Source organism: Microbacterium karelineae (assembly GCF_009745985.1).
Taxonomy (GTDB): Bacteria; Actinomycetota; Actinomycetes; order Actinomycetales; family Microbacteriaceae; genus Microbacterium; species Microbacterium karelineae.
On the sequence record NZ_WFIX01000171.1, the window covers coordinates 236,035 to 257,769 of the forward strand.

Annotated in this window: 22 protein-coding genes; 14 read left to right on the forward strand and 8 right to left on the reverse strand. The window is 71.1% G+C overall.

All coding sequences use genetic code 11. The features are described 5' to 3' along the window. Positions 1 to 6: 6 nt before the first annotated feature. From GB932_RS02405 to GB932_RS02430, 6 genes are all read right to left on the reverse strand, one after another. The gene (locus tag GB932_RS02405) at positions 7 to 672 is read right to left on the reverse strand and encodes an SDR family oxidoreductase (protein ID WP_156759125.1); all 666 of its coding nucleotides are present in this window, start codon (positions 670 to 672) and stop codon (positions 7 to 9) included. A gap of 20 nt (positions 673 to 692) precedes the next feature. Continuing rightward, complete coding sequence (locus tag GB932_RS02410) at positions 693 to 1,367, reverse strand: hypothetical protein (protein ID WP_156759126.1); 675 nt, start codon at positions 1,365 to 1,367, stop codon at positions 693 to 695. Between the two features lie 23 nt (positions 1,368 to 1,390). Further along, positions 1,391 to 1,897 carry an amino-acid N-acetyltransferase gene (locus tag GB932_RS02415; protein WP_156759127.1) on the reverse strand — a complete coding sequence of 169 codons (507 nt, stop codon included), beginning with the start codon at positions 1,895 to 1,897 and terminating at the stop codon, positions 1,391 to 1,393. 160 nt (positions 1,898 to 2,057) lie between these two features. Beyond that, positions 2,058 to 3,122 carry a DUF4349 domain-containing protein gene (locus tag GB932_RS02420; RefSeq protein ID WP_156759128.1) on the reverse strand — a complete coding sequence of 355 codons (1,065 nt, stop codon included), beginning with the start codon at positions 3,120 to 3,122 and terminating at the stop codon, positions 2,058 to 2,060. After that, complete coding sequence (locus GB932_RS02425) at positions 3,119 to 3,676, reverse strand: RNA polymerase sigma factor (RefSeq protein ID WP_156759129.1); 558 nt, start codon at positions 3,674 to 3,676, stop codon at positions 3,119 to 3,121. Before GB932_RS02425 ends, GB932_RS02420 begins: the two co-directional genes overlap by 4 nt. A gap of 149 nt (positions 3,677 to 3,825) precedes the next feature. Continuing rightward, positions 3,826 to 6,357 (reverse strand): ATP-dependent Clp protease ATP-binding subunit, encoded by a 2,532-nt coding sequence (locus GB932_RS02430; protein WP_156759130.1) that lies wholly within the window; start codon positions 6,355 to 6,357, stop codon positions 3,826 to 3,828. A 126-nt stretch (positions 6,358 to 6,483) separates the two neighbouring features. Between GB932_RS02430 and GB932_RS02435 the strand changes: the two genes are divergently transcribed. The 5 genes from GB932_RS02435 (at position 6,484) to GB932_RS02455 (ending at position 9,340) form a co-directional block, all read left to right on the forward strand. Next, on the forward strand, positions 6,484 to 6,939 hold the full coding sequence (locus GB932_RS02435) for an acyl-CoA thioesterase (RefSeq protein ID WP_156759131.1): 456 nt from the start codon (positions 6,484 to 6,486) through the stop codon (positions 6,937 to 6,939). Between the two features lie 193 nt (positions 6,940 to 7,132). Next, complete coding sequence (locus tag GB932_RS02440; RefSeq protein ID WP_156759132.1) at positions 7,133 to 7,756, forward strand: DUF2975 domain-containing protein; 624 nt, start codon at positions 7,133 to 7,135, stop codon at positions 7,754 to 7,756. After that, positions 7,753 to 8,484 carry a hypothetical protein gene (locus GB932_RS02445; protein ID WP_156759133.1) on the forward strand — a complete coding sequence of 244 codons (732 nt, stop codon included), beginning with the start codon at positions 7,753 to 7,755 and terminating at the stop codon, positions 8,482 to 8,484. Before GB932_RS02440 ends, GB932_RS02445 begins: the two co-directional genes overlap by 4 nt. Then, a complete protein-coding gene (locus GB932_RS02450; protein ID WP_156759134.1) occupies positions 8,481 to 9,116 on the forward strand; it encodes a hypothetical protein in 636 nt (211 codons plus the stop codon). Before GB932_RS02445 ends, GB932_RS02450 begins: the two co-directional genes overlap by 4 nt. Continuing rightward, positions 9,113 to 9,340 (forward strand): helix-turn-helix domain-containing protein, encoded by a 228-nt coding sequence (locus GB932_RS02455; RefSeq protein ID WP_156759135.1) that lies wholly within the window; start codon positions 9,113 to 9,115, stop codon positions 9,338 to 9,340. Before GB932_RS02450 ends, GB932_RS02455 begins: the two co-directional genes overlap by 4 nt. 110 nt (positions 9,341 to 9,450) lie before the next feature. Here GB932_RS02455 and GB932_RS02460 read toward each other — a convergent pair whose 3' ends face one another. After that, positions 9,451 to 10,158, reverse strand: coding sequence for a polyamine aminopropyltransferase (locus tag GB932_RS02460; RefSeq protein WP_156759136.1), 708 nt, complete (start codon positions 10,156 to 10,158; stop codon positions 9,451 to 9,453). Positions 10,159 to 10,222: 64 nt separating this feature from the next. Between GB932_RS02460 and GB932_RS02465 the strand changes: the two genes are divergently transcribed. The 4 genes from GB932_RS02465 (at position 10,223) to GB932_RS02480 (ending at position 13,517) form a co-directional block, all read left to right on the forward strand. Next, positions 10,223 to 10,534 (forward strand): hypothetical protein, encoded by a 312-nt coding sequence (locus tag GB932_RS02465; protein ID WP_156759137.1) that lies wholly within the window; start codon positions 10,223 to 10,225, stop codon positions 10,532 to 10,534. A 166-nt stretch (positions 10,535 to 10,700) separates the two neighbouring features. Then, positions 10,701 to 11,432 (forward strand): YidC/Oxa1 family membrane protein insertase, encoded by a 732-nt coding sequence (locus tag GB932_RS02470; RefSeq protein ID WP_156759138.1) that lies wholly within the window; start codon positions 10,701 to 10,703, stop codon positions 11,430 to 11,432. Between the two features lie 215 nt (positions 11,433 to 11,647). Further along, entirely contained in the window at positions 11,648 to 12,157 is a 510-nt protein-coding gene (locus tag GB932_RS02475; RefSeq protein WP_156759139.1) for a macro domain-containing protein, read from the forward strand. A gap of 175 nt (positions 12,158 to 12,332) precedes the next feature. Next, positions 12,333 to 13,517 carry an alpha/beta hydrolase family protein gene (locus GB932_RS02480; protein ID WP_156759140.1) on the forward strand — a complete coding sequence of 395 codons (1,185 nt, stop codon included), beginning with the start codon at positions 12,333 to 12,335 and terminating at the stop codon, positions 13,515 to 13,517. A gap of 72 nt (positions 13,518 to 13,589) precedes the next feature. Here GB932_RS02480 and GB932_RS02485 read toward each other — a convergent pair whose 3' ends face one another. After that, a complete protein-coding gene (locus tag GB932_RS02485; RefSeq protein WP_197517257.1) occupies positions 13,590 to 14,198 on the reverse strand; it encodes a metallophosphoesterase family protein in 609 nt (202 codons plus the stop codon). Between the two features lie 170 nt (positions 14,199 to 14,368). On the opposite strand from GB932_RS02485, the gene GB932_RS02490 reads away from it, so the two are divergent. From GB932_RS02490 to GB932_RS02510, 5 genes are read left to right on the forward strand one after another with little or no spacing between them, the layout of a single operon-like run. After that, the gene (locus tag GB932_RS02490) at positions 14,369 to 15,916 is read left to right on the forward strand and encodes an ABC transporter substrate-binding protein (RefSeq protein ID WP_156759142.1); all 1,548 of its coding nucleotides are present in this window, start codon (positions 14,369 to 14,371) and stop codon (positions 15,914 to 15,916) included. Positions 15,917 to 15,947: 31 nt separating this feature from the next. Beyond that, complete coding sequence (locus GB932_RS02495; RefSeq protein ID WP_156759143.1) at positions 15,948 to 16,889, forward strand: ABC transporter permease; 942 nt, start codon at positions 15,948 to 15,950, stop codon at positions 16,887 to 16,889. Further along, positions 16,886 to 19,480 (forward strand): ABC transporter ATP-binding protein/permease, encoded by a 2,595-nt coding sequence (locus GB932_RS02500; protein ID WP_156759144.1) that lies wholly within the window; start codon positions 16,886 to 16,888, stop codon positions 19,478 to 19,480. The genes GB932_RS02495 and GB932_RS02500 overlap by 4 nt, the downstream gene beginning before the upstream one ends. After that, a complete protein-coding gene (locus GB932_RS02505) occupies positions 19,477 to 20,484 on the forward strand; it encodes a LacI family DNA-binding transcriptional regulator (RefSeq protein WP_156759145.1) in 1,008 nt (335 codons plus the stop codon). Before GB932_RS02500 ends, GB932_RS02505 begins: the two co-directional genes overlap by 4 nt. Then, positions 20,481 to 21,677: an alpha/beta hydrolase fold domain-containing protein gene (locus tag GB932_RS02510; protein WP_156759146.1), complete on the forward strand. Its 1,197-nt coding sequence runs from the start codon at positions 20,481 to 20,483 to the stop codon at positions 21,675 to 21,677. Before GB932_RS02505 ends, GB932_RS02510 begins: the two co-directional genes overlap by 4 nt. Positions 21,678 to 21,735: the final 58 nt, after the last annotated feature.

Sequence of the window (21,735 nt, forward strand, 5' to 3'; positions counted from 1 at the left end):
GATCGCTCAGAAGCGTGCGGAGAAGCCGCCGTCCGTGTGCAGCAGCTGCCCCGAGACCCACCGCCCCTGTGGGGAGAGCAGGAAGGAGACGACGCCGGCGATGTCCGCGGGCGTCCCCAGGCGACCGAGGGGATGGTGCGGTTCGAGCGTCGCGGCGAGCCCCTCCTCCATCCAGCCCGTGTCGATCGGCCCCGGGTTCACGACGTTCGCCGAGATCCCGCGCGGCCCCAGTTCGCGCGCGGCCGAGATCACGATGCGGTCGAGCGCGCCCTTCGACGCGCCGTACGGCAGATTGCCGGTGGTGTGGTCGCTCGTGAAGGCGACGATCGCTCCGCCGCCATCCCCAACCTGCCGTGCGAACGCCGCGACCAGCAGCAGGGAGGCGCGCGCGTTCACCGCGACGTGCCGGTCGAAGCTGTCCGCCGTCGTGTCGAGGATCCCGGATTCGACGTCGTGCGCGTGGCTCAGGACGAGCGCGTCGATCGTGCCGTGCGTCGCGGAGACCCGCTCGATGAGCTCATCCGGGCCCGACGGGGTCGACAGGTCGCACGGGACGTCGCCGGCGTCGAGATCGCTCGTGACGACCTCCCATCCATCGGCGACGAGGCGGGGCACGACCCCCGCCGCGATGCTGTCGGCGCGCGCGGCGCCCGTGACGAGGACGCGGGACATACCCGCCAGGCTATCGGCCGTCAGTACAGGATGAACGAGCGGGGCTCGGAGACGACCTCGCCGAGCTGCACCGTGAGGGTGTAGGTCGCGCCGCCGCCGACGGCGCCGGGGCGGTTGTCGGCGTCGCACGTGTCGTCGTATGAGCGGGTGCGGTTCCACGTCACCGGCTCCGACGACGTCACCTCCTGCCCCGCTTCGAGCGTCACCCACTGATCCGCGGGATCCGTCTGGCAGTCGGCCGACCGCCACCAGTCGTCGGCGCCGCTCGACACGACGAACCGCTGCTGCGCCGTGCCGACGTTCACGATGCAGTCGACGCCGCCGACGTTCGTCAGTCGCATCGTCAGCTGCGGCTGCTCGTCGGGCTGGTACTCGCCCTTGTCGGTGAGGGCGACGACCTCGAGGGCGCCGTTCGCGCACGCCTCCGGCTCCTGCTCGGTGGGGGTCGGCGTCGGCCCGTCCGGATCGTTCGGCCCATCGGTCGGCAGAAGGGTCGGGATCGGGTCCGCCGACTCCTCCGCGACAGGGTCGTCGCTGAGGAACGGCAGGTTCTGCCACGGCTGCTCCTGCATCAGCCACCGGATCCCGAAGACGATGCCCGTGACGGCGGCGGCGAGCAGGATCAGCGTCAACAGCGTGACGACGAGTCGCCGGCGCCGATACACGGCCTTCGACGGCCTCCGCTTCGCTCCCACGACGTCAGACTATTCGCCCGCCGTCAGGCGAGCTGCTTGAGCATGCGGGTGTTGCCGAGAGTGTTCGGCTTCACGTGGGCGAGGTCGAGGAACTCGGCGATGCCCTCGTCGGGGCTGCGCACGAGCTGCGAGTAGACGTCGGGCGAGACGACCTGCTCGCCGATCTCGGTGAATCCGCGGCGCTCGAAGAACGCCGTCTCGAACGTGAGGCAGAAGAGGCGGGTGATGCCGAGCTCGCGCGCGTTGGCCTCGAGCGCGTCCACGATCGCGCGGCCGACGCCGCGGTGCAGCCACTCGTCGGCGACGAGCAGGGTGCGCACCTCGCCGAGGTGCTCCCACATGACGTGCAGGGCGCCGCAGCCGATGACCCGGTCGGCGGCGTCGACCGCGACGACGAACTCCTGCGTCGCCTCGTAGAGCACGACGAGGTCCTTGCCGAGGAGGATGCGGCGCATCACATACGGCTGGAGCATCTCGTGCACCGCCGCCATGTCGGCGGCGCGGGCGGGGCGCACGGAGAAGTCGGACATCGCGGTCAGGCTACTCCGCGCGCCTGGTGAGCGCCTCGGAGGCGCGCGGGGTCGGCGGGCCGCGCCGCACAACACAACGCAGTCGATTCGGCGGGCGAGCGGGCAGGTACCGGTCTCCCACCGGCCCTCGCCCTGGATCGACTGCGTTGTGTTGGTGCGGTCACGCCTTGCGGCGGGCGACCCGCACGATCAGCCAGACGACGACACCCGCGACGAGCAGCACGCCGAGCCACGGCAGCAGGAATCCGACAGCGATGACGAGGGCATTGGCGAAGCCGATGAGCCCGTTCCAGCCGGTCAGCAGCCCGTCGCCGAAGCCCGCCGGATCCGTCGACGCGACCTCTCGATCGCGCGTCAGCTCGACGTGCAGAGTCGACATCGCGACCTGGTCGTCGAGATGGTCGAGCTCGCGCTCGTACGACTCGAGCTGCGCCTGCCGCTCCGAGAGGGCGGCCTCGGCATCGAGGAGCTCGCCGACGGATCCGGCCTGCTCCATGAGGTCGGTCAGCCGTTCGACCGACGTACGGGTCGCGTCGATGCGCGCCTCGAGGTCGATCGCCTGCGAGGTCACATCGTTCTCGGAGATCTCGGTGCTCGTCACCTCGCCGATCTCGCCGAGGGCGCTGCGCACGCCGTCGAGGTCCTCGGCGGGGATCCGCAGAGTCGCCCAGCCGTGCCGGATCTCGCTGGCCGCGACCTCGTCCTCGCTGTACTCGCGATAATCGTCCGTCGAGGATCCGAGCGACTCGACGAACCCGCCGTGTTCGGTCGCGAGCGCCGTGAGCTGATCGGTCGCGGCGAGGACGTCGCCGACGACGACCGTCACGTAGCCGTTGCGGATGACGCGACGATCGTCGTCCGCCACGTCTGCCTCACCGCTCTCGGCCTCCTCGGCGGCGACGGGCGCGGATCCATCGGACACGAGCGCGTCGTCGCCGGCCGACTCGGCGCCATCGGACATCTCGGGCGCCGATGCGGCACCTCCCGCGTCGCTCGCGTCGCCCATCCCCCCGTTCCTCAACTGATCCATCGCGAGCGGCGTGATCACGACGGCCGCGGCGATGACGGCCGCCGCCGTGAGGCCGCCGCCGACCCAGCGGCGGCGCTTCCTCGACCGCTCGTGATCCGCGACCTTCTCGCGTGTGATCTCGGAGAACACGCCTGCCTCGATGCGCCGCATGGCGTCGTCCGACAGCTCCGGCAGATCCTGGTCTGTGGTGTTCATCGCGCTTCCTCCCTGACGACGGAACGCAGCCGCGTTCGTATTCGGGAGAGGCGATTGCGGACGGCCCCGTGGGCGACGCCGAGTTCGTCGGCGGCCGCCGCATAGGCGTATCCCTGTGCGACGCAGAGCGCGAAGATGCGCCGGTCCGTCTCACTCATGCGGGCGACTTCGCGGGCGATGCGGTCGGCGAGCTCGGCGTCGATCACCTGCTGCTCGACGTCGACCGTGTCGGGCTGGCGCTCGTCGACCGTTCCGGCGGTGTGCTCGCGCTCGCGGCGCCGCACTCGGATCCGGTTCGCTGCGACGTTCCGGCAGATCGTCGCGAGCCACGGGAGCGCCGATGTGCCGGCGAGCTCGAAGCCGCGCAGCTTGCGCCACGCGGTCGCGAACGTCTCCTGCGCGACGTCCTCGGCGTCGCCGCGGTCGCCGAGCAGGCCGTGCGCGATCCAGTACACGGGGCGCACATAGGCGCGGAAGAGCACACGGAAGGCGGTCTCGCTGCCCGCCGCGGCTGCCGCCACCAGCTCGGCGTCGGTGCTGTCTTGGTCGATCATCGGTCCGCCCGTCCTCGGGTGCAATCGTCTCTCACCCTGCACAGTGTCGCGAGGGGGCCGATCGTCTCAGATCCGATTCGTTGTGCAGGAAGCCGTGCACGCAGAAGCCCCGCCGTCCGTCAGGACAGCGGGGCTTCTGATCGCATGGACTACTCGCCGAAGGCGGTGACCTCGGGCGTCGCGGGGATGCTGTCGCCGCCCGTGTTCACGCCCACCGACAGCCGCTCGCCGCGCGGCTCGTTGTGGAACGTGAACTCGCCGTCGACCATGTCGACCTTGATGTGGTGACCGGACTCGAGCTGGCCCGAGAGCATCGACTCGCTGAGGCGATCCTCGATCTCGCGCTGCATGGCGCGGCGCAGGGGGCGGGCACCGAGCGACGGGTCGAACCCGATCTCGATGAGGCGCTCCTTGGCCGCGGGGCTCAGCTCGATCGACATGTCACGGTCGAGCAGGCGCTCACCGAGGCGCTTCGTGAACAGGTCGACGATCTGCAGCAGCTCGGCCTTGTTCAGCTGCGGGAAGACGATGACATCGTCGACGCGGTTGAGGAACTCGGGCTTGAAGTGGCGCTTGAGCTCCTCGTCGACCTTGCCCTTCATCCGCTCGTACGTCGTCTTCTCGTTGCCCTCGACCTGGAAGCCGACGGGGCCACCGGCGATCGCCGACGAGCCGAGGTTCGTCGTCATGATGATCACGGTGTTCTTGAAGTCGACGATGCGGCCCTGACCGTCGGTCAGGCGACCCTCCTCGAGGATCTGAAGCAGCGAGTTGAAGATGTCGGGATGCGCCTTCTCGATCTCATCGAACAGCACGACCGAGAACGGCTTGCGACGCACCTTCTCGGTGAGCTGGCCGCCCTCTTCGAAGCCGACGAATCCGGGAGGGGCGCCGAAGAGGCGCGAGACGGTGTGCTTCTCGCCGAACTCCGACATGTCGAGCGAGATCAGGGCGTCCTCGTCGTCGAAGAGGAACTCGGCGAGCGCCTTCGCGAGTTCGGTCTTGCCGACGCCCGTGGGGCCGGCGAAGATGAACGATCCCGACGGACGCTTCGGATCCTTGAGGCCCGCGCGCTGGCGGCGGATCGTCTTCGAGAGGGCCGAGATGGCCTCCTCCTGGCCGATGACGCGCTGGTGCAGCGCCTTCTCCATGAAGACGAGGCGGCTCGTCTCCTCCTCGGTGAGCTTGAACACGGGGATCCCCGTGGCCTGCGCCAGCACCTCGGCGATGAGGCCCTCGTCGACGACCTCCTTCGACTCGACCTCGCCGGCGCGCCACTGCTTCTCGAGGCGCAGGCGCTCGCCGAGCAGCTGCTTCTCCTCGTCGCGGAGGGCGGCGGCCTTCTCGAAGTCCTGCTCCTCGGAGGCCGTCTCCTTCTGCTCGCGCACCTTGGCAATCTTCTCGTCGAACTCGCGCAGCTCGGGCGGGCTCGAGAGGATCGACAGGCGCAGGCGGGCGCCGGCCTCGTCGATCAGGTCGATGGCCTTGTCCGGCAGGAAGCGATCCTGGATGTAGCGGTCGGCGAGGTTCGCCGCGGCGACGATGGCGCCGTCGGTGATCTGCACCTTGTGGAAGGCCTCGTAGTGGTCGCGCAGCCCCTTGAGAATGTTGATCGCGTGCGGCAGCGACGGCTCGTTGACCTGGATCGGCTGGAAGCGGCGCTCGAGGGCCGCGTCCTTCTCGAAGTGCTTGCGGTACTCGTCGAGCGTCGTCGCGCCGATCGTCTGCAGCTCTCCGCGAGCGAGCAGCGGCTTCAGGATCGAGGCCGCGTCGATCGCGCCCTCGGCCGCGCCGGCGCCGACGAGCGTGTGGATCTCGTCGATGAAGACGATGATGTCGCCGCGCGTGCGGATCTCCTTCGTCACCTTCTTGAGGCGCTCCTCGAAGTCGCCGCGGTAGCGGGATCCGGCGATGAGCGACCCGAGGTCGAGCGAGTAGACCTGCTTGTCCTTGAGCGTCTCGGGCACATCGCCCTTGACGATCGCCTGCGCGAGGCCCTCGACGACGGCGGTCTTGCCGACGCCGGGCTCGCCGATGAGGACGGGGTTGTTCTTGGAGCGGCGCGACAGGATCTGCATGACGCGCTCGATCTCCTTCTCGCGCCCGATGACCGGGTCGAGGTGGCTGTCGCGCGCAGCCTGCGTGAGGTTGCGGCCGAACTGATCGAGGACCTGGGATCCGCCCTTGCCGCTCGTGTCCTGCTGCTCCTGGCCGGTCGTCGCGACGCCGACGGGCTCCTTGCCCTGGTAGCCGCTGAGCAGCTGGATGACCTGCTGGCGCACCTTGTTGAGGTCGGCGCCGAGCTTGACGAGCACCTGCGCGGCGACGCCCTCGCCCTCCCGGATCAGGCCGAGCAGGATGTGCTCGGTGCCGATGTAGTTGTGGCCGAGCTGCAGCGCCTCGCGCAGCGACAGCTCGAGCACCTTCTTCGCGCGCGGCGTGAAGGGGATGTGGCCCGTGGGCTGCTGCTGCCCCTGGCCGATGATGTCCTGCACCTGCTCGCGCACGGCGTCGAGCGAGATGTCGAGCGACTCGAGCGCCTTCGCGGCGACGCCCTCGCCCTCGTGGATCAGCCCGAGCAGGATGTGCTCGGTGCCGATGTAGTTGTGGTTGAGCATCTTCGCCTCTTCTTGGGCGAGCACAACCACACGACGGGCACGATCCGTGAACCTCTCGAACATGACACTCCTCCGGGCGCTGGGGCCGATCGACGACACGCTGGAACGCGTCGTGGTTCCACGGTAGCCACGTGGATCGACCCCCGTCGCCGTGTTCGCCGTGGGCATATCCGGTGCGAGCATGGGCAGATGCGCGTACACGTTCCCGTCCATCGCCGCTGGGGCGACCAGGACGCCCTCGGCCACGTCAACAACGTCTCGCTCCTGAAGCTGCTGGAGGAGGCGCGGATCCGCGCGTTCTGGCGCGATGGATCGGGTGACACCCCCGTCGCGGTGTTCGACTCCGACACCGTCTCGACGGGCGGTCAGCTCGCGACGCTCATCGCGCGCCAGGAGGTCGAGTACCTCACGCCCATACCGTATGCGCGGGAGCCGCTCGACGTGCAGCTGTGGATCGGGAAGCTCGGCGGATCGAGCGCCGAGATCTGCTACGAGGTCTTCGGCGACGGCGGATCCCTCTACGCGCGGGCGACGACCGTGGTCGTGCTCGTCGACACGGCGACGGGCCGCCCGACGCGCCTCCCCACCCACGTCCGCGACGCCTGGGCGCCTTATGTGGAGGATCCGATCGCCTATCGGCGGTGATCCCGCTGCCCCCTCCCCCAACACGATGCAGTCGATCTGAGCCGGATCGGGTCGGTGGGACCGGTTTCGGGCACGTCCGGCCGAAATCGACTGCATCGTGTTGGGGGAGACCTCGCGCCACCCCCCTTGACTTATCGTTTTTCGTTGTTATCGTTTTTCGATATACGCGGAACCCGATCGCTGGGGAGGGGTCATGGAACCGACACAGGAAGCTGCAGATGCGGTGCTCACGAGGGACGATCGTTGGAACGCCATCGGCACGGTCGCGATCGCGGTGATGTTCGGCTGCGCCACCATCGCCGTCGGCGTCGCGGAGATCGTGCGCTTCGTCGCGGGCGACCCGTGGACGATGCTCGCGCCGTTCACGGGCGAGGCCGCACAGGTGCCGATCGGGCCGAACGGCGAGCTGCGCGAGGTCGCGGTCGAGAGCGCATACATCACGGCACCGGGGATCCCCGCGATCTCCGCCGCGTCTCTGATCGCCGCCGTCGTCGTCACGATGGTCGCGACGCTGGCCGTGCTCGCGTGCGTCAGCGTGCTGTGCCTCAACATCGCGCGCCGCCGGATCTTCACGGGCACGAACACGCGCGCCCTCACGATCGCGGCGCTCACGGTCGGCATCGGCTGGGCACTGTCGATGATCCTGCAGACGCTCGCGATCAACGGGGCCTTCGCCTCGATCAGCGACGGTGACTACGACAACGTGCTCGCGCAGGTGAACTTCACCCCGCTGCTCGGCGTCTTCGTCCTCGGCGCCCTCGCCACTGCGTTCCGGGTCGGCGAGCGCCTCCAGCGCGACACGGAGGGGCTGGTATGAGCGTAACTGGACAGACGCTCAGTGAGGCGCTCGGCTGGCTCGCGCTGCTGGTCGTCATCGTCGCGGCCGCCTGCACTGTCGTCGTGCTTATCGCTCGACGATCGGGAACGGGCGACATCGCGCTCCGCGCAACGCGAGGGCTCGCGACGGCATGGCTGTTCCTCTGCGTTGTCGGCGTCGGCTTCGCCGTCTACAACACGTTCCTCGCGTCGACGATCGCCGTCGAGGCTCCCCTACCCGAGCTCGTCGCCAGCGCGGACCTCTGCGCGACAGCGCATGATCCTGCGGCCGGATGCGCCGTGCATGCGACCGACGGCTGGTTCGAGGTCGAGAGTCCGTCGCCGGGCGCGCGAGCTGCGCTGTTCTGCGGCCTGATCCTCAAGCTGATTGGATCCGCGGTGCCGGCCGCCGCACTGCTCGCTCTCGCGAATCGCGCGCTCGCCGGGAGGCCCTTCGACGGACACGCAACGCGATGGATCGCGGCGAGCGCCCTCGCGATCGTCGTCTTTGGAACCCTCTCGCCGCTGATGACGCAGATCGGCTCGACGATCGCCGCTGGAGAAGCGCTCGACACCGCAACCAGCACCCTGCGCTTCGCGCTCTCCGTGCCGTTCTGGCCGGTCCTCGCTGGGCTCGCGCTCGTCTGTCTCGCGAAGGTGTTCGCCCGTGGCGCACGCCTCGCGTCAGAGAACCTCCGCCTCCAGCGCGACACGGAGGGGCTGGTATGAACAGCGCGACCGCACGGAACACGGTGCTGGTCGCCGTCATCGCGGCGGCGGGGGTGATCCTCGCCGGGGGCGTGTTCTTCGGAGCCTGGGCCATCGACAACGTCTTCAGCCGCGCCTTCGGATTCGAGGCGGGCTACGTGCCGCCGGACTGGCCGCAGGTGGCCGCGACCAGCCAGACGGCGCAGTTCTTCAGCACGATCGTCATCGAGTCACACGACCCGCTCGTGGCACCGCGGGTGCTCACGGCGATCGCGATGGCGATCCCCTACCTCACGGTCATCGTCGGTGCGGGCGGCACGATCGCGCTGGCGCGCCGCCTCATGACGAGTCGGCCGTTCGCGGGCGCGGCGCGGATCCTGCTGTTCGCCCTCGCGGTCTGCTGCGCGGCGCAGGCGATCGCGGTGCCGTGGCTGCGCACGATCGCGGCGGCGACCGCGATCCGCGATCTCGGCATGCCGACCGACGGGACGCAGGTGCCGTCGCCGGACGCGGATCCGTGGGTCACCTCGCCTGCATTCGACATCCAGGATGTCGACTGGCCGTTCCTGGTGATCGCCGCCGCCCTCGTCCTCGTAGGGATCCTCTGGCGCCACGCCGCGATCCTCCAGCGCGACACCGAGGGGCTCGTGTGACTCCTGCCGCCGAGGACCTGTCGGGGATCCACTGCCGCCTCGACGAGCTGCTCGGCGAGCGGGGCATGACGCTGACGGCGCTCGCGGACAAGGTCGGCGTGAGCATCGTCAACCTCTCCGTGCTGAAGAACGACCGGGCCAAGGCGATCCGCTTCTCGACGCTCGTCGCGATCTGCGACGCCCTCGACTGCGAGGTCGGCGACCTGCTCGTCCGGGCGCGGTGAGGGGCGGATCCACAGCTCGCGTAGCGCGCTCCCGTACTGCGGTTCCCGAGTGCCGACGCGCCCTTTCCCGCGCGACCACGGGCGGAACCGCACTCGGGAAGGCACCGCCCTCAGCCGCGCCGGCGCCCGACGTAGACCGTGTTCGACGAGACGCCGCCCGTGACGGGGTTGTCGAAGTCGACCACGTGGGCCGCGCCATCGTCGAACACCGCCGTGAACGTCGCCATGAACTCGCCATCGGGCGGATCGTCCGACCACAGCGCGAAGACGCCTCGCAGCGCAAGGTGACGGGCGAGCCGGGTCAGGCCGTCGGCTGTGTAGAGCGGCGCATGCGTCGGATCCAGCTGGTGGCGCGGTGAGTGATCCACGTCGAGCAGGATCGCGTCATAGCTGGCGTGCGCGCCAACGGGATCCGCGCGCATGACGGCGAAGAAGTCGTCCTCGACGAGCGAGGTGCGCGCGTCGCGGACGAGCTCCGGCGACACCGGCAGGAGCTCGCGCTCGTGCCAGCCGATGACGGCGCCGAGGCGGTCGATCACCGTCAGCGCACCGACCCGCTTGTCGCGCAGGGCGGCGACGGCGGTGTAGCCGAGGCCGAGGCCGCCGACGAGCACCGTCAGATCCTCGCCCTCGACCGCGGCGAGGCCGAGGTGCGAGAGCTCCTCCTCCGCGACGGTGAACAGGCTCGACATGAGGTATTCGTCGCCGAGCTTGACCTCGTAGATCTCCCGCCCCACCGCGGGCTCCGTGCGCCGACGCAGCGTGAGTTCGCCGATCGGGGTGGCCTGCCAGTCGAGTTCCTCGAACCGAGTGATCACCGCGGCTTCCCTTCGTCGCCCCTCACCCTATCCGCGTAGTCTGGAGCGACGAGAGCAAGAAGGGGTGAGCCGCGTGATGCTGTCGCTCGGGATGACGTTCCTGTACATCCTTCTGCCCTACGCCGTCACCCTCGGCCCCTCCTCGTCGGGCGCGCTGCAGGCTCTCGTCCTCGTCGCGCTCGGCGCGCTCGTGCTGTCGCTCGTCGCGCCGCGGATCCTCGAGACTCTCACGCGGATCCTCACCGTCGCGCCGAACGCACCGCCCGCTCGCGCGCGCCTCCGCACGATCCGCGCGTTCCGCATCGCCGGTGCACCCGGCACCCCCGGCACCGTGCGCGTCCGCGCGCCGTCGCGCCTCGTTCGCGCCTCCGCCTGAACGACGCGCGCCCGAACCGCCGCCCCTGACCGGGCGGCGCTCACGCATCCCCGTGCGCCCACTCGTCGTTCTCGCGAGGCGATCAGCCGATCGATCCCTCCGAACGAGACGAGAACCGCATGCACTTCCCCACCCCCGCCCGCGCCGCCCGCCCGGAGGCGCGGCGATGAACATCTACGAGATCTTCCCCGTCGACATCCTCGTCGGCGCCGCCTACGACGTCGTGACGTGGATGAGCGGCCTGCTCGAACCCCTCGCCGGCGCCGAGAGCGCCGCCATCGCGATCGTGCTCCTGACGATCGTCGTACGGATCCTGCTCATCCCCGTCGGCTGGTCGCAGGCGAAGGCAGGCGCCGCGCGCGAACGGCTCGCGCCGCAGCTCGCCGAACTGCAGCGTCGATACCGGAAGAGCCCCGAGCTGCTGCAGCGCAAGACCATGGAGCTGTACGCACGCGAGAAGGCCTCGCCGTTCGCCGGCTGCCTTCCCGTTCTCGCCCAGACACCGGTGCTGATGGCCGTGTACGGGCTGTTCGTCCTGCCGAGCGTCGGCGGCGCACACAACGAACTGCTCGCGCATGCTGTCGCGAGCGTTCCGCTCGATGCGACCCTGGTCGCGCAGATCGTCGCGAGCGACGTCACCGGGGCGTCGGCCGCCGTGTTCGCCGCCATCATCGTGCCGGTGGCGCTCGTCGCGCAGGGCTCGCGCCGCCTGCTCACGTCGTCCGGAGCCGGCGATGCGGGCGGATCCGGGCTCGCGCGCGCCCTGAGCTTCCTGCCGTTCATGACGGCCGTCGTCACGGTGTTCGTCCCGTTCGCCGCGGGGATCTATCTGCTGACGACGACCGCGTGGACGTTCGCCGAGCGGCTCATCATGCGGCGCGTCCTGCGCGCTGCATGAGGCGAGTGCGCGCCGATCGCGCTGCCGGGTCGGCCTGCACGACGACGCCGGTTCTGGGCGGACTCGGCCGACACGCCGAGTTTCCGGGTGGCTGCGGCCAGAATCGGCGTCGTTGTGCACGGGGCCCTCCGACCATACGCACCGATCTCCCGCGCCGCCCAACACATCCGGCCGACCCCGTCGATATCCTCGCGCGACGGCGCGACACTGTACGCATGACGACGATCACGGCGGTCCTCGGCGACATCGCTTCCCAGCGCGCCGACGCGGTCGTGAACGCGGCGAGTCCGGAGATGCGGGGCGGCGGGGGCGTCGATGGTGCGATCCATCGCGCGGGCGGACCGGCGATCCTCACCGAGTGCGTCGAGCGATTCCCCGACGGGCTCCCTGCGGGCGACGCCGGCTGGACGACCGCGGGGGAGATGCGGGCGCGCTGGGTGATCCACACCGTGGGTCCGAATCGGCATGCGGGCCAGACGGATCGCGGCCTGCTGACGAGCTGCTATCGCCGGTCGCTCGAGGTCGCCGACGAGCTCGGCGCGCATTCGGTGGCGTTCCCGCTCATCAGCGCGGGCGCGTACGGCTGGCCGCTCGACGACGCGATCGCCGCGGCCGTCGACACGCTCGGATCCGCCGAGACCCGGGCCGGCGACATCCGCATCGTCGCACGCGACGCGACCGTGTGGCGGAAGGTGCGTGCCGAGATCGAGGCCGCCCGGCCGTAGGGCCGGGCATCCGAGACCCCACCACGACGATCGGCGTCGTCGTGTAGGTGCAGGCCGTCGCCGTACCGCCGACACAATGCAGTCGATCTGCGCGCCGATGTCCCGATTCAGCGGTTCTACGGTCGCCCGGCGTCGTTCTGACTGCGTCGTGCTGCGCTGTGAGAGGATCCGCGTGATGCCCGCGATCGTGATCCTCGCCCTGCTCGTCGCCGGAGTGTGGGGACTCGCACACGTGTTCGTACGGCGGCTCGTCGCCTGGCGCCCGCGCCGGCGCATCGCGCGCGTGATCCGCCGCGGCCCAGGCGACATCACGTTCGTGCGCAGCGACTTCACCGCCGCGCCCGGCGAGTTCGAGATCGCATTGCCCGGCGGCAGCGCCCGTGTCGGGGATCCCGTGGACGACGACACCAGCGCCGACTCGACAGGTGGCGCCGCCACCGTCACCCGGCCGATCCTCACCACCTCGGGCGCGGTCACCGCCGGAGCCGTCACCTGGTCTCCGGATCCGGCGCCGATCGCCGGGGCGAAGGACGTCGTCATCCCATCCGCCGCCCCGATCCCCGCCTGGGAGTTCGCGCCGGCAGCACAACGCAGTCGATCGGCGGGCCGGGCACCGCAGAAACCCGTCTCCCCTGGTCTCACCTCGGATTCTGACTGCGTCGTGCTGGAGGGCGAGGCCTGGGCGATCCACGTGCACGGCGTGCGCTCGAGCCGACGCAACGCTCTGTGGGGCGTGCCTCCGGCGGCGAACGCGGGGTTCCGCTCGCTCGTGATCGCCTACCGCGGCGCGCCCGACGGTCCGCCCGCTGGACGCCAGGCAGGGATGGGCTATGTCGAGGCCGACGACGTCGAGGCCGCCGTCGAGTACGCGGTGAGCCGCGGTGCACGTCGGATCGTGCTCGTGGGCTGGTCGATGGGTGCGAGCGCATGCCTCCTCGCGGCGGAGCGACCGGCCGTCCGCGATCACATCTCCGGGCTCGTCCTCGTCGCTCCCGCGCTGTCCTGGCGCCACATCATGCGCGCCGGCGCGGCCCGTATGCACCTGGCGGCATGGATCACGCGGGCCGTCGAGGCGCTCGTGCAGTCACACGCTGCGCGGCTCGCCGGAATGCCCGCTCCCGTCGACCTCGACGCCCTCGACTGGGTCACGCCGGCGGGCCGTCTGGGCCACCCGGCCCTCGTGATCGGATCCCGCGGCGACACGAACGCGCCGTTCGCGCTCGTCGAGCGTTTCGCCGCCGCGAACCCCGACCTCGTCACCGTGCACGAGGTCGCGGCCTGCCGACACGGCTGGGAGCCCAACACGGATCCCGAAGGGTTCCGCGCGGCCGTCGAGGGCTGGATGCGGCGCGTGGCGTGACCGATCGCGCGACACAACGACGCCAGTTCTGTCACCGCGACGCCGACACGCCGGGCATTCGGCGAGCCACGGTCAGAATTGGCGTCGTTGTGCACGGGGCGGATCCGCGACCCCCGCCATCCACTCGTCGATCGCCGCGAACGGCACCGGCGCGTAGTCGTGGGCGTCGACGCCGACGTGGAACTGCACGCCATCGGACCCGCGATCCCGCGCGTGGGTGTGCCCGTGGATCAGCGGGGTTCCGTCGACGTCGACCGGGCGGTGCGAGCCGTGCCGTTCGACCTGGGTCGAGTCGCCGCGATACGGGTAGTGGCTCGCGATGAGCGCACGACCCCGCCGCGTGCCGCGGACGATCTCGGGCAGGATCTCCCACCCCGCGGCCTCGTACAGCGGCCGGAAGCGCGCGATCGCGGTCTTCGTCTGCGTTGCGGGCGAGACGCGGTCGTGGTTGCCCGGCACGAGGAGGCGGCGGCCGTTGAGCCGCCCGGACACCTCCAGCGACGTCTCGACGGGCCCGAGGGCGACATCCCCGAGGTGCAGGACGACATCGTCCGGCCCGACGACGTCGTTCCAGCGGTGCACGAGCTCGTCGTCCATCTCGCGCGCATCGGCGAACGGGCGCTCGGCGAGCTCGATGATGCGGGCGTGCCCGAAGTGCGTGTCGGAGGTGACGAAGTCCACGTCACCGAAGGGAAGGGCGCTCTGCCCCCCTCCATCATCACGCGCTCCCGTGGATCCGGCCGTGCAAAACATTTCACATAAAGTGATTTGCACGGCAACGCGCGGCTGTTTGACTCCCAGTCATCCAGGACCCGACGGCCTCGTCGCCGCCGGTCAGACGAGGAGGTCTCATGTCCGTTCTCCGCACGCGCAGGGTCGCTGCGCTCGCCGCCACCGTGGCCGTCATCGGTCTCGCCGCCGGCTGCGCCTCATCCGAGGCGGACGCGGGCTCATCCGCCGGCGCCACGCTCACCGTCGGCCTCGCCGCGCCGCCGTCGAGCCTCGATCCCGCGAACATGGAGCAGTCCACGAGCCCGTTCGCACAGCCGTCCTATGACGCGCTGATCCGCGTCGCCCCCGACGGATCCCTCGAGCCCGGGCTCGCGACCGCGTGGGGCTTCACCGATGACGAGAACCGCGTCTTCGAGCTGACGCTGCGCGAGGACGTGACGTTCTCGGACGGCGCCGCGCTCGACGCGGACGCCGTCATCGCGAACCTCGAGCACCTCGACGAGGGCAAGAGCAACGTCGCGACGCTCGTCAACGGCGGGTCCTATGAGAAGGTCGACGACCTCACGGTGCGGATCACGTGGGAGACGCCGCATCCCCTCGCCGCCCAGTCGTTCACCCAGACGTGGGTCGCGGGGATGATGGTCTCGCCCGACGCGCTCGCGGAGGATCCCGCATCGCTCGCGACGCAGACCGTCGGCGCCGGCCCGTATGCGCTCGACGCGTCGCAGACCGTCGCCGGCTCGCGCTATGTCTACGAGGCGCGGGACGACTACTGGGATCCGGAGCGCCAGCACTGGGACGAGATCGTCATCCAGGTGATGGAGAATCCCGAGCAGCGCCTCAATGCCCTGCGGACGGGCGAGATCGACTACGCGGTCGGCGACCTCGCGACGGCGCAGACGGCGGCCGATGCGGGCGTGGACGTGCTCTACGCCCCGACGATCGCGTACGGCCTGAGCCTGCTCGACCGCGATGGCGAGCTCGGCTCGCCCCTCGAGGACGTGCGCGTGCGCCAGGCGATCAACTTCGCGCTCGACCGCGAGGGGATCGCGACGTCGCTGCTCGGCGAGTACGGCTTCCCGACCGAGCAGGTGATGGTGCCGAGCGAGCCCGGCTACGTCGAGGGCCTCGAAGGCCGCTACGCATACGACCCCGACCGCGCCCGCGAACTGCTCGAGGAGGCCGGATACGCCGATGGCTTCGAGCTGCCCGTCGTCGCGAGCACATCCGACACCGCCGCAACGCTCGCCCAGGTGTACGTCGAGCAGCTCGCGCAGGTGGGCATCGACGTGCAGCTCGAGTCGCGCCCGGGCCCCGAGTACTTCGAGCTGATGACGAGCGGCGAGTATCCGGCCGCGGGCATCGGCTATGGATCCCAGCCGCTGCCGATGGAGTACGACGGGCTGTTCGGCCCCGGCGCGATCTTCAACCCGCTCGGTTCCCGAGACGACGCCATCGAGACGGCCTACGCGGAGGCGATCGTCTCGCCCGAGGACGAGGCGACGGCCCTCTACGAGGACATCACGACGACCCTCGTCGAGGAGGCGTGGTTCGCGCCCGTCGTGTTCGCGCCGGTCTTCTACTACGCGAGCGACGCCGTCGCCCCCGTGGAGGTGTCGGAGGCCCGCCCGCAGGCCCCGCTGTCGGAGATCGCGCCGGCCGAGTGAGCCGCGCCCCCGTCCCGAGGAGGGAGTCACCGTGCCGCTGAGGCGCTTCGTCAACTGGCTCGTCATGAGCGTCATCCTGTTCTTCGTCATCTCGGCGCTGATCTTCGTCCTCGTCTCGCTCACCCCGGGCGACGCGGCGCGGGCGATCGTCGGACCGACCGCGTCGCAGGAGCGGTACGAGCAGGTCCGCGCGACCCTGGGCCTCGACCTTCCGCTGTGGCAGCAGTACGGCCGCTGGATCGGCGGCCTGTTCCGCGGCGATCTCGGCGATTCGGTCGTCACGGGCGTGCCCGTCGCGCAGGTGCTCGCGGATCGGGTGGAGCCGACCCTCGCGCTGATGATCAGCACGTTCGTCTGCGCGTCGATCCTCGGCATCGCGCTCGGCGTGATCGGCGCAGCGCGCCCCGGCGTCGTCGGGAAGGCGGCGGATGTGGGCAGCGTCGTCGGATCCGCCGTGCCGAGCTTCTGGATCGGGCTCGTGCTCGCGACGGTGTTCGCGGTGCAGCTGCGGATCCTCCCGACGAGCGGCTACACCCCGATCGTCGACGGCGTCGGGCCGTGGCTCGCCCACATGGCGCTCCCCGTCGTCACGCTCACGATCGGCGGCACGGCGCTGCTCGCGAAGCAGACGCGCGACGCCGTCGCCGAGCAGCTCGCGCAGCCGTACATCGTGCTGCTGCGCGCGCACGGCGTGAGCGAGCGGCGGATCCTGTGGCGCCACGCCCTGCGCGGGGCGGCCGTGCCGATCGTCACGATCCTCGGGATGAAGATGGTCGGGCTCACGAGCGGGACGGTGCTCGTCGAGAGCGTCTTCGTGATCCCCGGCTTCGCCGGCTACTCCGTCAGCGCGACCCTCCTGCACGACATCCCCGTCGTGCAGGCGATCACCCTCATCTTCACGATCGTCATCATCGTGACGAACCTTGTCGTCGAGCTCGTGTACGCGCGGCTGAACGTGAAGGAGAACGCATGACCACGCCCGTCGAGGAGCGCACCGAGGTGGTGCGCATGCCGCGCGACGTCCGCGCCGTCCCGCCGCTGTGGCGGATCCTGCTCTCGCGCACGCAGTTCGTCGTGTGCGCCGCGATCCTCGCGATCCTCGCCCTCGCGGTCGCGTTCGCGCCGGCGATCGCCCCGTACTCGCCCGTCGCGCAGGATCTGCTGAACACGTTCTCGGGCCCGAGCCTCGCGCATCCCCTCGGCACGGACGACCTCGGGCGGGATGTGCTCTCGCGGCTGCTCTACGGGGGTCGGGTCACGATGCTCGGCGTCGTGCAGGCGCTGGCGGTGTTCCTCGCGCTCGGCACGACCCTCGGCCTCGTCGCGGGGATGTCGCGCGGCGTCGTGGACACGATCATCGTGCGCGCCGCCGAGATCCTCCTCAGCGTTCCCGCGTTCATCATCCTGCTCGTGATGCTGTCGATCGTGCCCGGCAACATGTCCGTCGCGATGATCGCCTTCGGCATCCTGACGAGCCCCCTGCTGATCCGCGTCGTCCGCGGCACGACGAGGACCGTGCGGAACGAGCTGTTCGTGCGGGGCGCGCGCACGATGGGGCTGACCGAGACGCAGATCACGGTGCGCCACATCCTGCCGCGCCTCGCCGGCCCGATCATCGTGCAGGCGACGATCTTCTCGGGCGCCGTCATCATCTCCGAGACGGGCCTCGGCTATCTCGGATTCGGCGTGCAGCTGCCGGCCCCGAGCTGGGGCAACATGGTGCAGACCGCGAGCGAGAACATCAGCCGCTCGCCGTGGCTGCTCGTCCCGACGGGCGGCGCGATCATCGTCACGATCATGGCGCTCATGCTCGTGGGCGACAGCGTGCGCGATGCGGTCGCCGAGCGGTGGACGGGATCCCCACGGAAGCGGATCCGCGCCTCGCGCGTCGAGCCGGCGGCGGCGCCGTCCGCGCGGGGCGGATCCGGTGCCCTGCTCGAGGTGACGAACCTCACGATCGTCGTCGACTCGCCGACCGGCCCCGTCACGCTCGTCGAGGACGTCTCGTTCGCGCTCGACGCCGGCGAGACCCTGTGCCTCGTGGGCGAATCGGGATCCGGCAAGTCGGTCACATCCCTCGCGCTCCTCGGGCTCAGCCGCGGCACCCGCGTCGCGTCGGGCCGGATCGTCGTCGACGGCCGCGAGGTCATCGCGGGAGATGCCGAGAAGATGCGCCGCCTGCGCATGGAGCTCTTCGGCTACATCACGCAGGATCCGCAGCCGTCGCTGGATCCGTCGATGCGCGTCGGCGATCTGCTCGCCCAGCTCGTGCGCCTGCACCAGGGCGTCGACCAGCGCACCGCGCGGGAGCGCGTGATCGAGCTGCTCGAGCGCGTGCAGATCCCGGATCCGCAGGCCGTCGCGCGCCGGTATCCGCACCAGCTGTCGGGCGGCATGGCGCAGCGCGTCGTGATCGCCGCGGCGCTCAGCGCCGAGCCGCGGATCCTCGTCGCCGACGAGCCGACGACGGCGCTCGACGTGACGGTGCAGGCCGAGATCCTCGCGCTGCTGCACCGGCTCTGCGACGCCGACGAGTCGATGTCGCTGCTGCTCGTGACACACGATTGGGGCGTCGTCGCCGACATCGCCGACCGCGTGATCGTGCTGCGCGACGGCCGGATCGTCGAGGAGGCGCCCGCGGAGCAGATCTTCGCGCGCCCCGCCCATGCGCACACGCGCGCGATGCTCCAGGCGGATCCCGCGCGGCTCGACGTGCGCGCCGCGAGGCCCGCGACGGATCCGCTGCTCGCGGTGCGCGATCTGCGCATCGAGTATCCCGGTCGCGATGCGCGGGGCCGGTCGATCCTGTCGACGGCGGTCGACGGCGTCGACCTCGACCTCCGCCGCGGGCGCACGCTCGGCCTCATCGGCGAATCCGGATCCGGCAAGTCGAGCATCGGAAACGCGATCGTCGGCCTCGTGGAGGCGACGTCGGGCAGCATCCGCCTCGGCGACGAGGAGCTCGTGGGCATCTCGGCCCGGCGCCGCCGCGAGCTGAGCCGCCGCGTGCAGGTGATCTTCCAGGATCCGTACGGATCGCTTAACCCCGTCCGCACCATCGGATCGACGCTCGCCGAGCCGCTCACGCTCGCACACGGCCGTTCGGCGGCCGACGCGCGGCGCGACGTCGCGGACGCCCTCGAGCGGGTCGGCCTGCCGGCGAGCGCGGCCGATCGGCATCCGGCCCAGTTCTCCGGCGGGCAGCGCCAGCGAGTCGCGATCGCCCGCGCGATCGTGCTGCGCCCCGAGCTGATCGTGTGCGACGAGCCGGTGAGCGCGCTCGATCTGACGATCCAGGAGCAGGTGCTGAGCCTGCTGTCGGAGCTGCAGGACGAGCTCGGCGTCGCCTACCTGTTCATCTCGCATGACCTGTCGGTCGTGCGCAGCTTCTGCGACGATGTCGCGGTGATGCACCGCGGATCCATCGTCGAGCGCGGCAGCGCCCGCGACGTGATCCTGCGCCCCCAGCACGCGTATACGCGTTCGCTGCTCGAGGCGGCGCCGATCCCGGATCCGGCCGTGCAGCGCGGCCGTTCGCTCGCGGCCGAGCGGTACGTCGCATGACGCGCTCGGTCACGATCCACGATGTCGCGGGCGAGGCGGGGGTGTCGATCGCGACGGTGTCGCACACGATGAACCGACCCGCGCGCGTGTCGGCGGAGACGCGCGCGCGGGTGCTCGCGGCGGCCGACAAGCTCGGCTATGTGCCGGCCCGCACGGCGAACGGCAAGGCGCCGACGGCGCGCAAGCAGATCGGCGTCGTCGCGCCGTTCCGCGCGTATCCCTCGTACGCGATGCGGCTGGGCGGCGTGCTCGACGCGTGCGAGGCGGAGCGGATCGACGTCGTCGTATTCGACCATCCGTCCGCGAGCCGCAGCCCCTCGCCGCGCCTGTCGACGCTGCCGCTGTCGGCGTCGCTCGACGGCCTCATCGTGATGGGCGTGCCGATCGACACCGGGCTCGGCGAGCGCCTCATCGACCGCGAGCTGCCGACCGTGCTCGTCGACTCGACGCATCCGCGGTTCCCGTCGGTCGTGCTCGACGAGGCGCACGGCACGCGCATCGCGAGCGAGCACCTGCTCGCGCGGGGCTTCACGCGGTTCGTGTACGTGACGGAGGGGCAGGTGTCTCATGACTACATCGCGCAGGGCACGCGGCGCCTCTCGGGTTTCCTGCACGCGCTCGCGGATCGCGGGATCCCCGAGGATCACGTCACGCGCATCACCGCACGCTCGGGCGATGTGACGGCGGGGCGCCACGCCGCCGACGCGATCGCGACGTTCGCCCGGGAGGAGCGCGTGGGCGTGCTCGCGGGGCACGACACGCTCGCGGCGGGGATCCTCGCCGGCCTGCGCGCGCGCCGGGTCGCCGTGCCGGAGCGCGTCGGCGTGATCGGCTGGGACGGCGGCGACACCGTCGAGGCCCTCGGGCTGACGACCGTGCGGCAGCCGCTCGCGGAGTCGGGCCGGATCGGCGCCCGGCAGCTGCTGGCGCTGCTCCAGGATCGCGCGGCCCCGCAGGAGCGGGTGCTGCTCACACCGGATCTGGTCGAGGGGATCACGACGTGAGGGGTGGGGCTGCGGAGGGGGGCGACGCGGCCGGCGGCGCACGTACTGCGGGCGCGACAGAGTCAGCGAGCGCGACGCGGGCAGCGAAGTCGGTTGACGCCGCGGACGCCGCGCAGGCAGCGGGCGCAGCCAGGCCGGGCACGACATCCGGGGCAACGCGCGCGAGCGCCGCGGATCCCACGGCCAAGCGCGACGCGACCGCCGATCTGCGCCGGCTGCTCTCCGAGATCAGGGCGTCCCCCGCGCCGGCGCTGCCGCGCTTCGAACGGGGTCCCGACGAGTCGCCGGACGCGTGGCGGGAGCGGATCGCGGCCGCGCGACGAGACGCCGATGCGCACGCGCTCGCGCACCGCGAGCTGGTGGATCGCGCGTCGAAGCGCCTGTTCGGGACGACGGCGCACGAGCTGCTGCCGCCGGTGCCGGAGGATCTGCGGCGGTCGGAGATCCACGTGAAGGTCGCGGGGCGCGTCGACGTGGATGTGTCGGTCACGGCGCCCGCGGATCCGTCGGGTGCCGTCGTCGTGCGGCTGCACGGGGGCGGGTTCTGGATGGGCGGCGGGCGCGCTGCGCGCCTGATCGACCGCGATCTCGTCGATCAGCTCACCGCGGGCGGCGCGACGGTGCTGAACGTGGACTACCGGCTCGCACCCGAGCACCCCTTCCCCGCGTCGATCGACGATGTGCGGGGCGTGCTCGCGGCCGTGCGCGGCGGGCACATCGGCGGCGACCTGGATCCGCGGCGGATCGCGCTCGTCGGGACCTCGTCGGGCGCGAACATCGCGGCGGCCGTCGCGCTCGCGGAACTCGGCGCACGCGATCCGCTGGCGGGCCTCGCCCTCATCGTGCCGTCGCTGCGCCTCGACGCGGCCCCGGCCGTGATGCGCGACGACCCAGGCGCATGGGACGAGCGCCAGGGCCAGCTGCGCGGCTACCTCGGCGACGCCGCCCCGGAGGATCCGCTGGTCTCCCCCGCCCTCAGCCCGTCGCTCGGATCGCTGCCGCCCGTGCATGCGGTCGTGGCGCGGCACGACGAGATCGCCGACGGCGGGCTCGAGCTCTGCGCGGGGGTCGAGCGGGCGGGCGGGAGCGCCGCGGTGCACCTCGCCGAGATGACCCACACGGTCGCCGCCCCGCACGTCGAGGCGGAGTGGATCCGCGGGGTCGTGGGGTTCGTGCGGCGCGTCGTGGAGTGAGGGGCCGCGCTCCTCGAGTGCCGTCCTGCCCCTCCCCGCACTTCCCGAGTGCGGATCC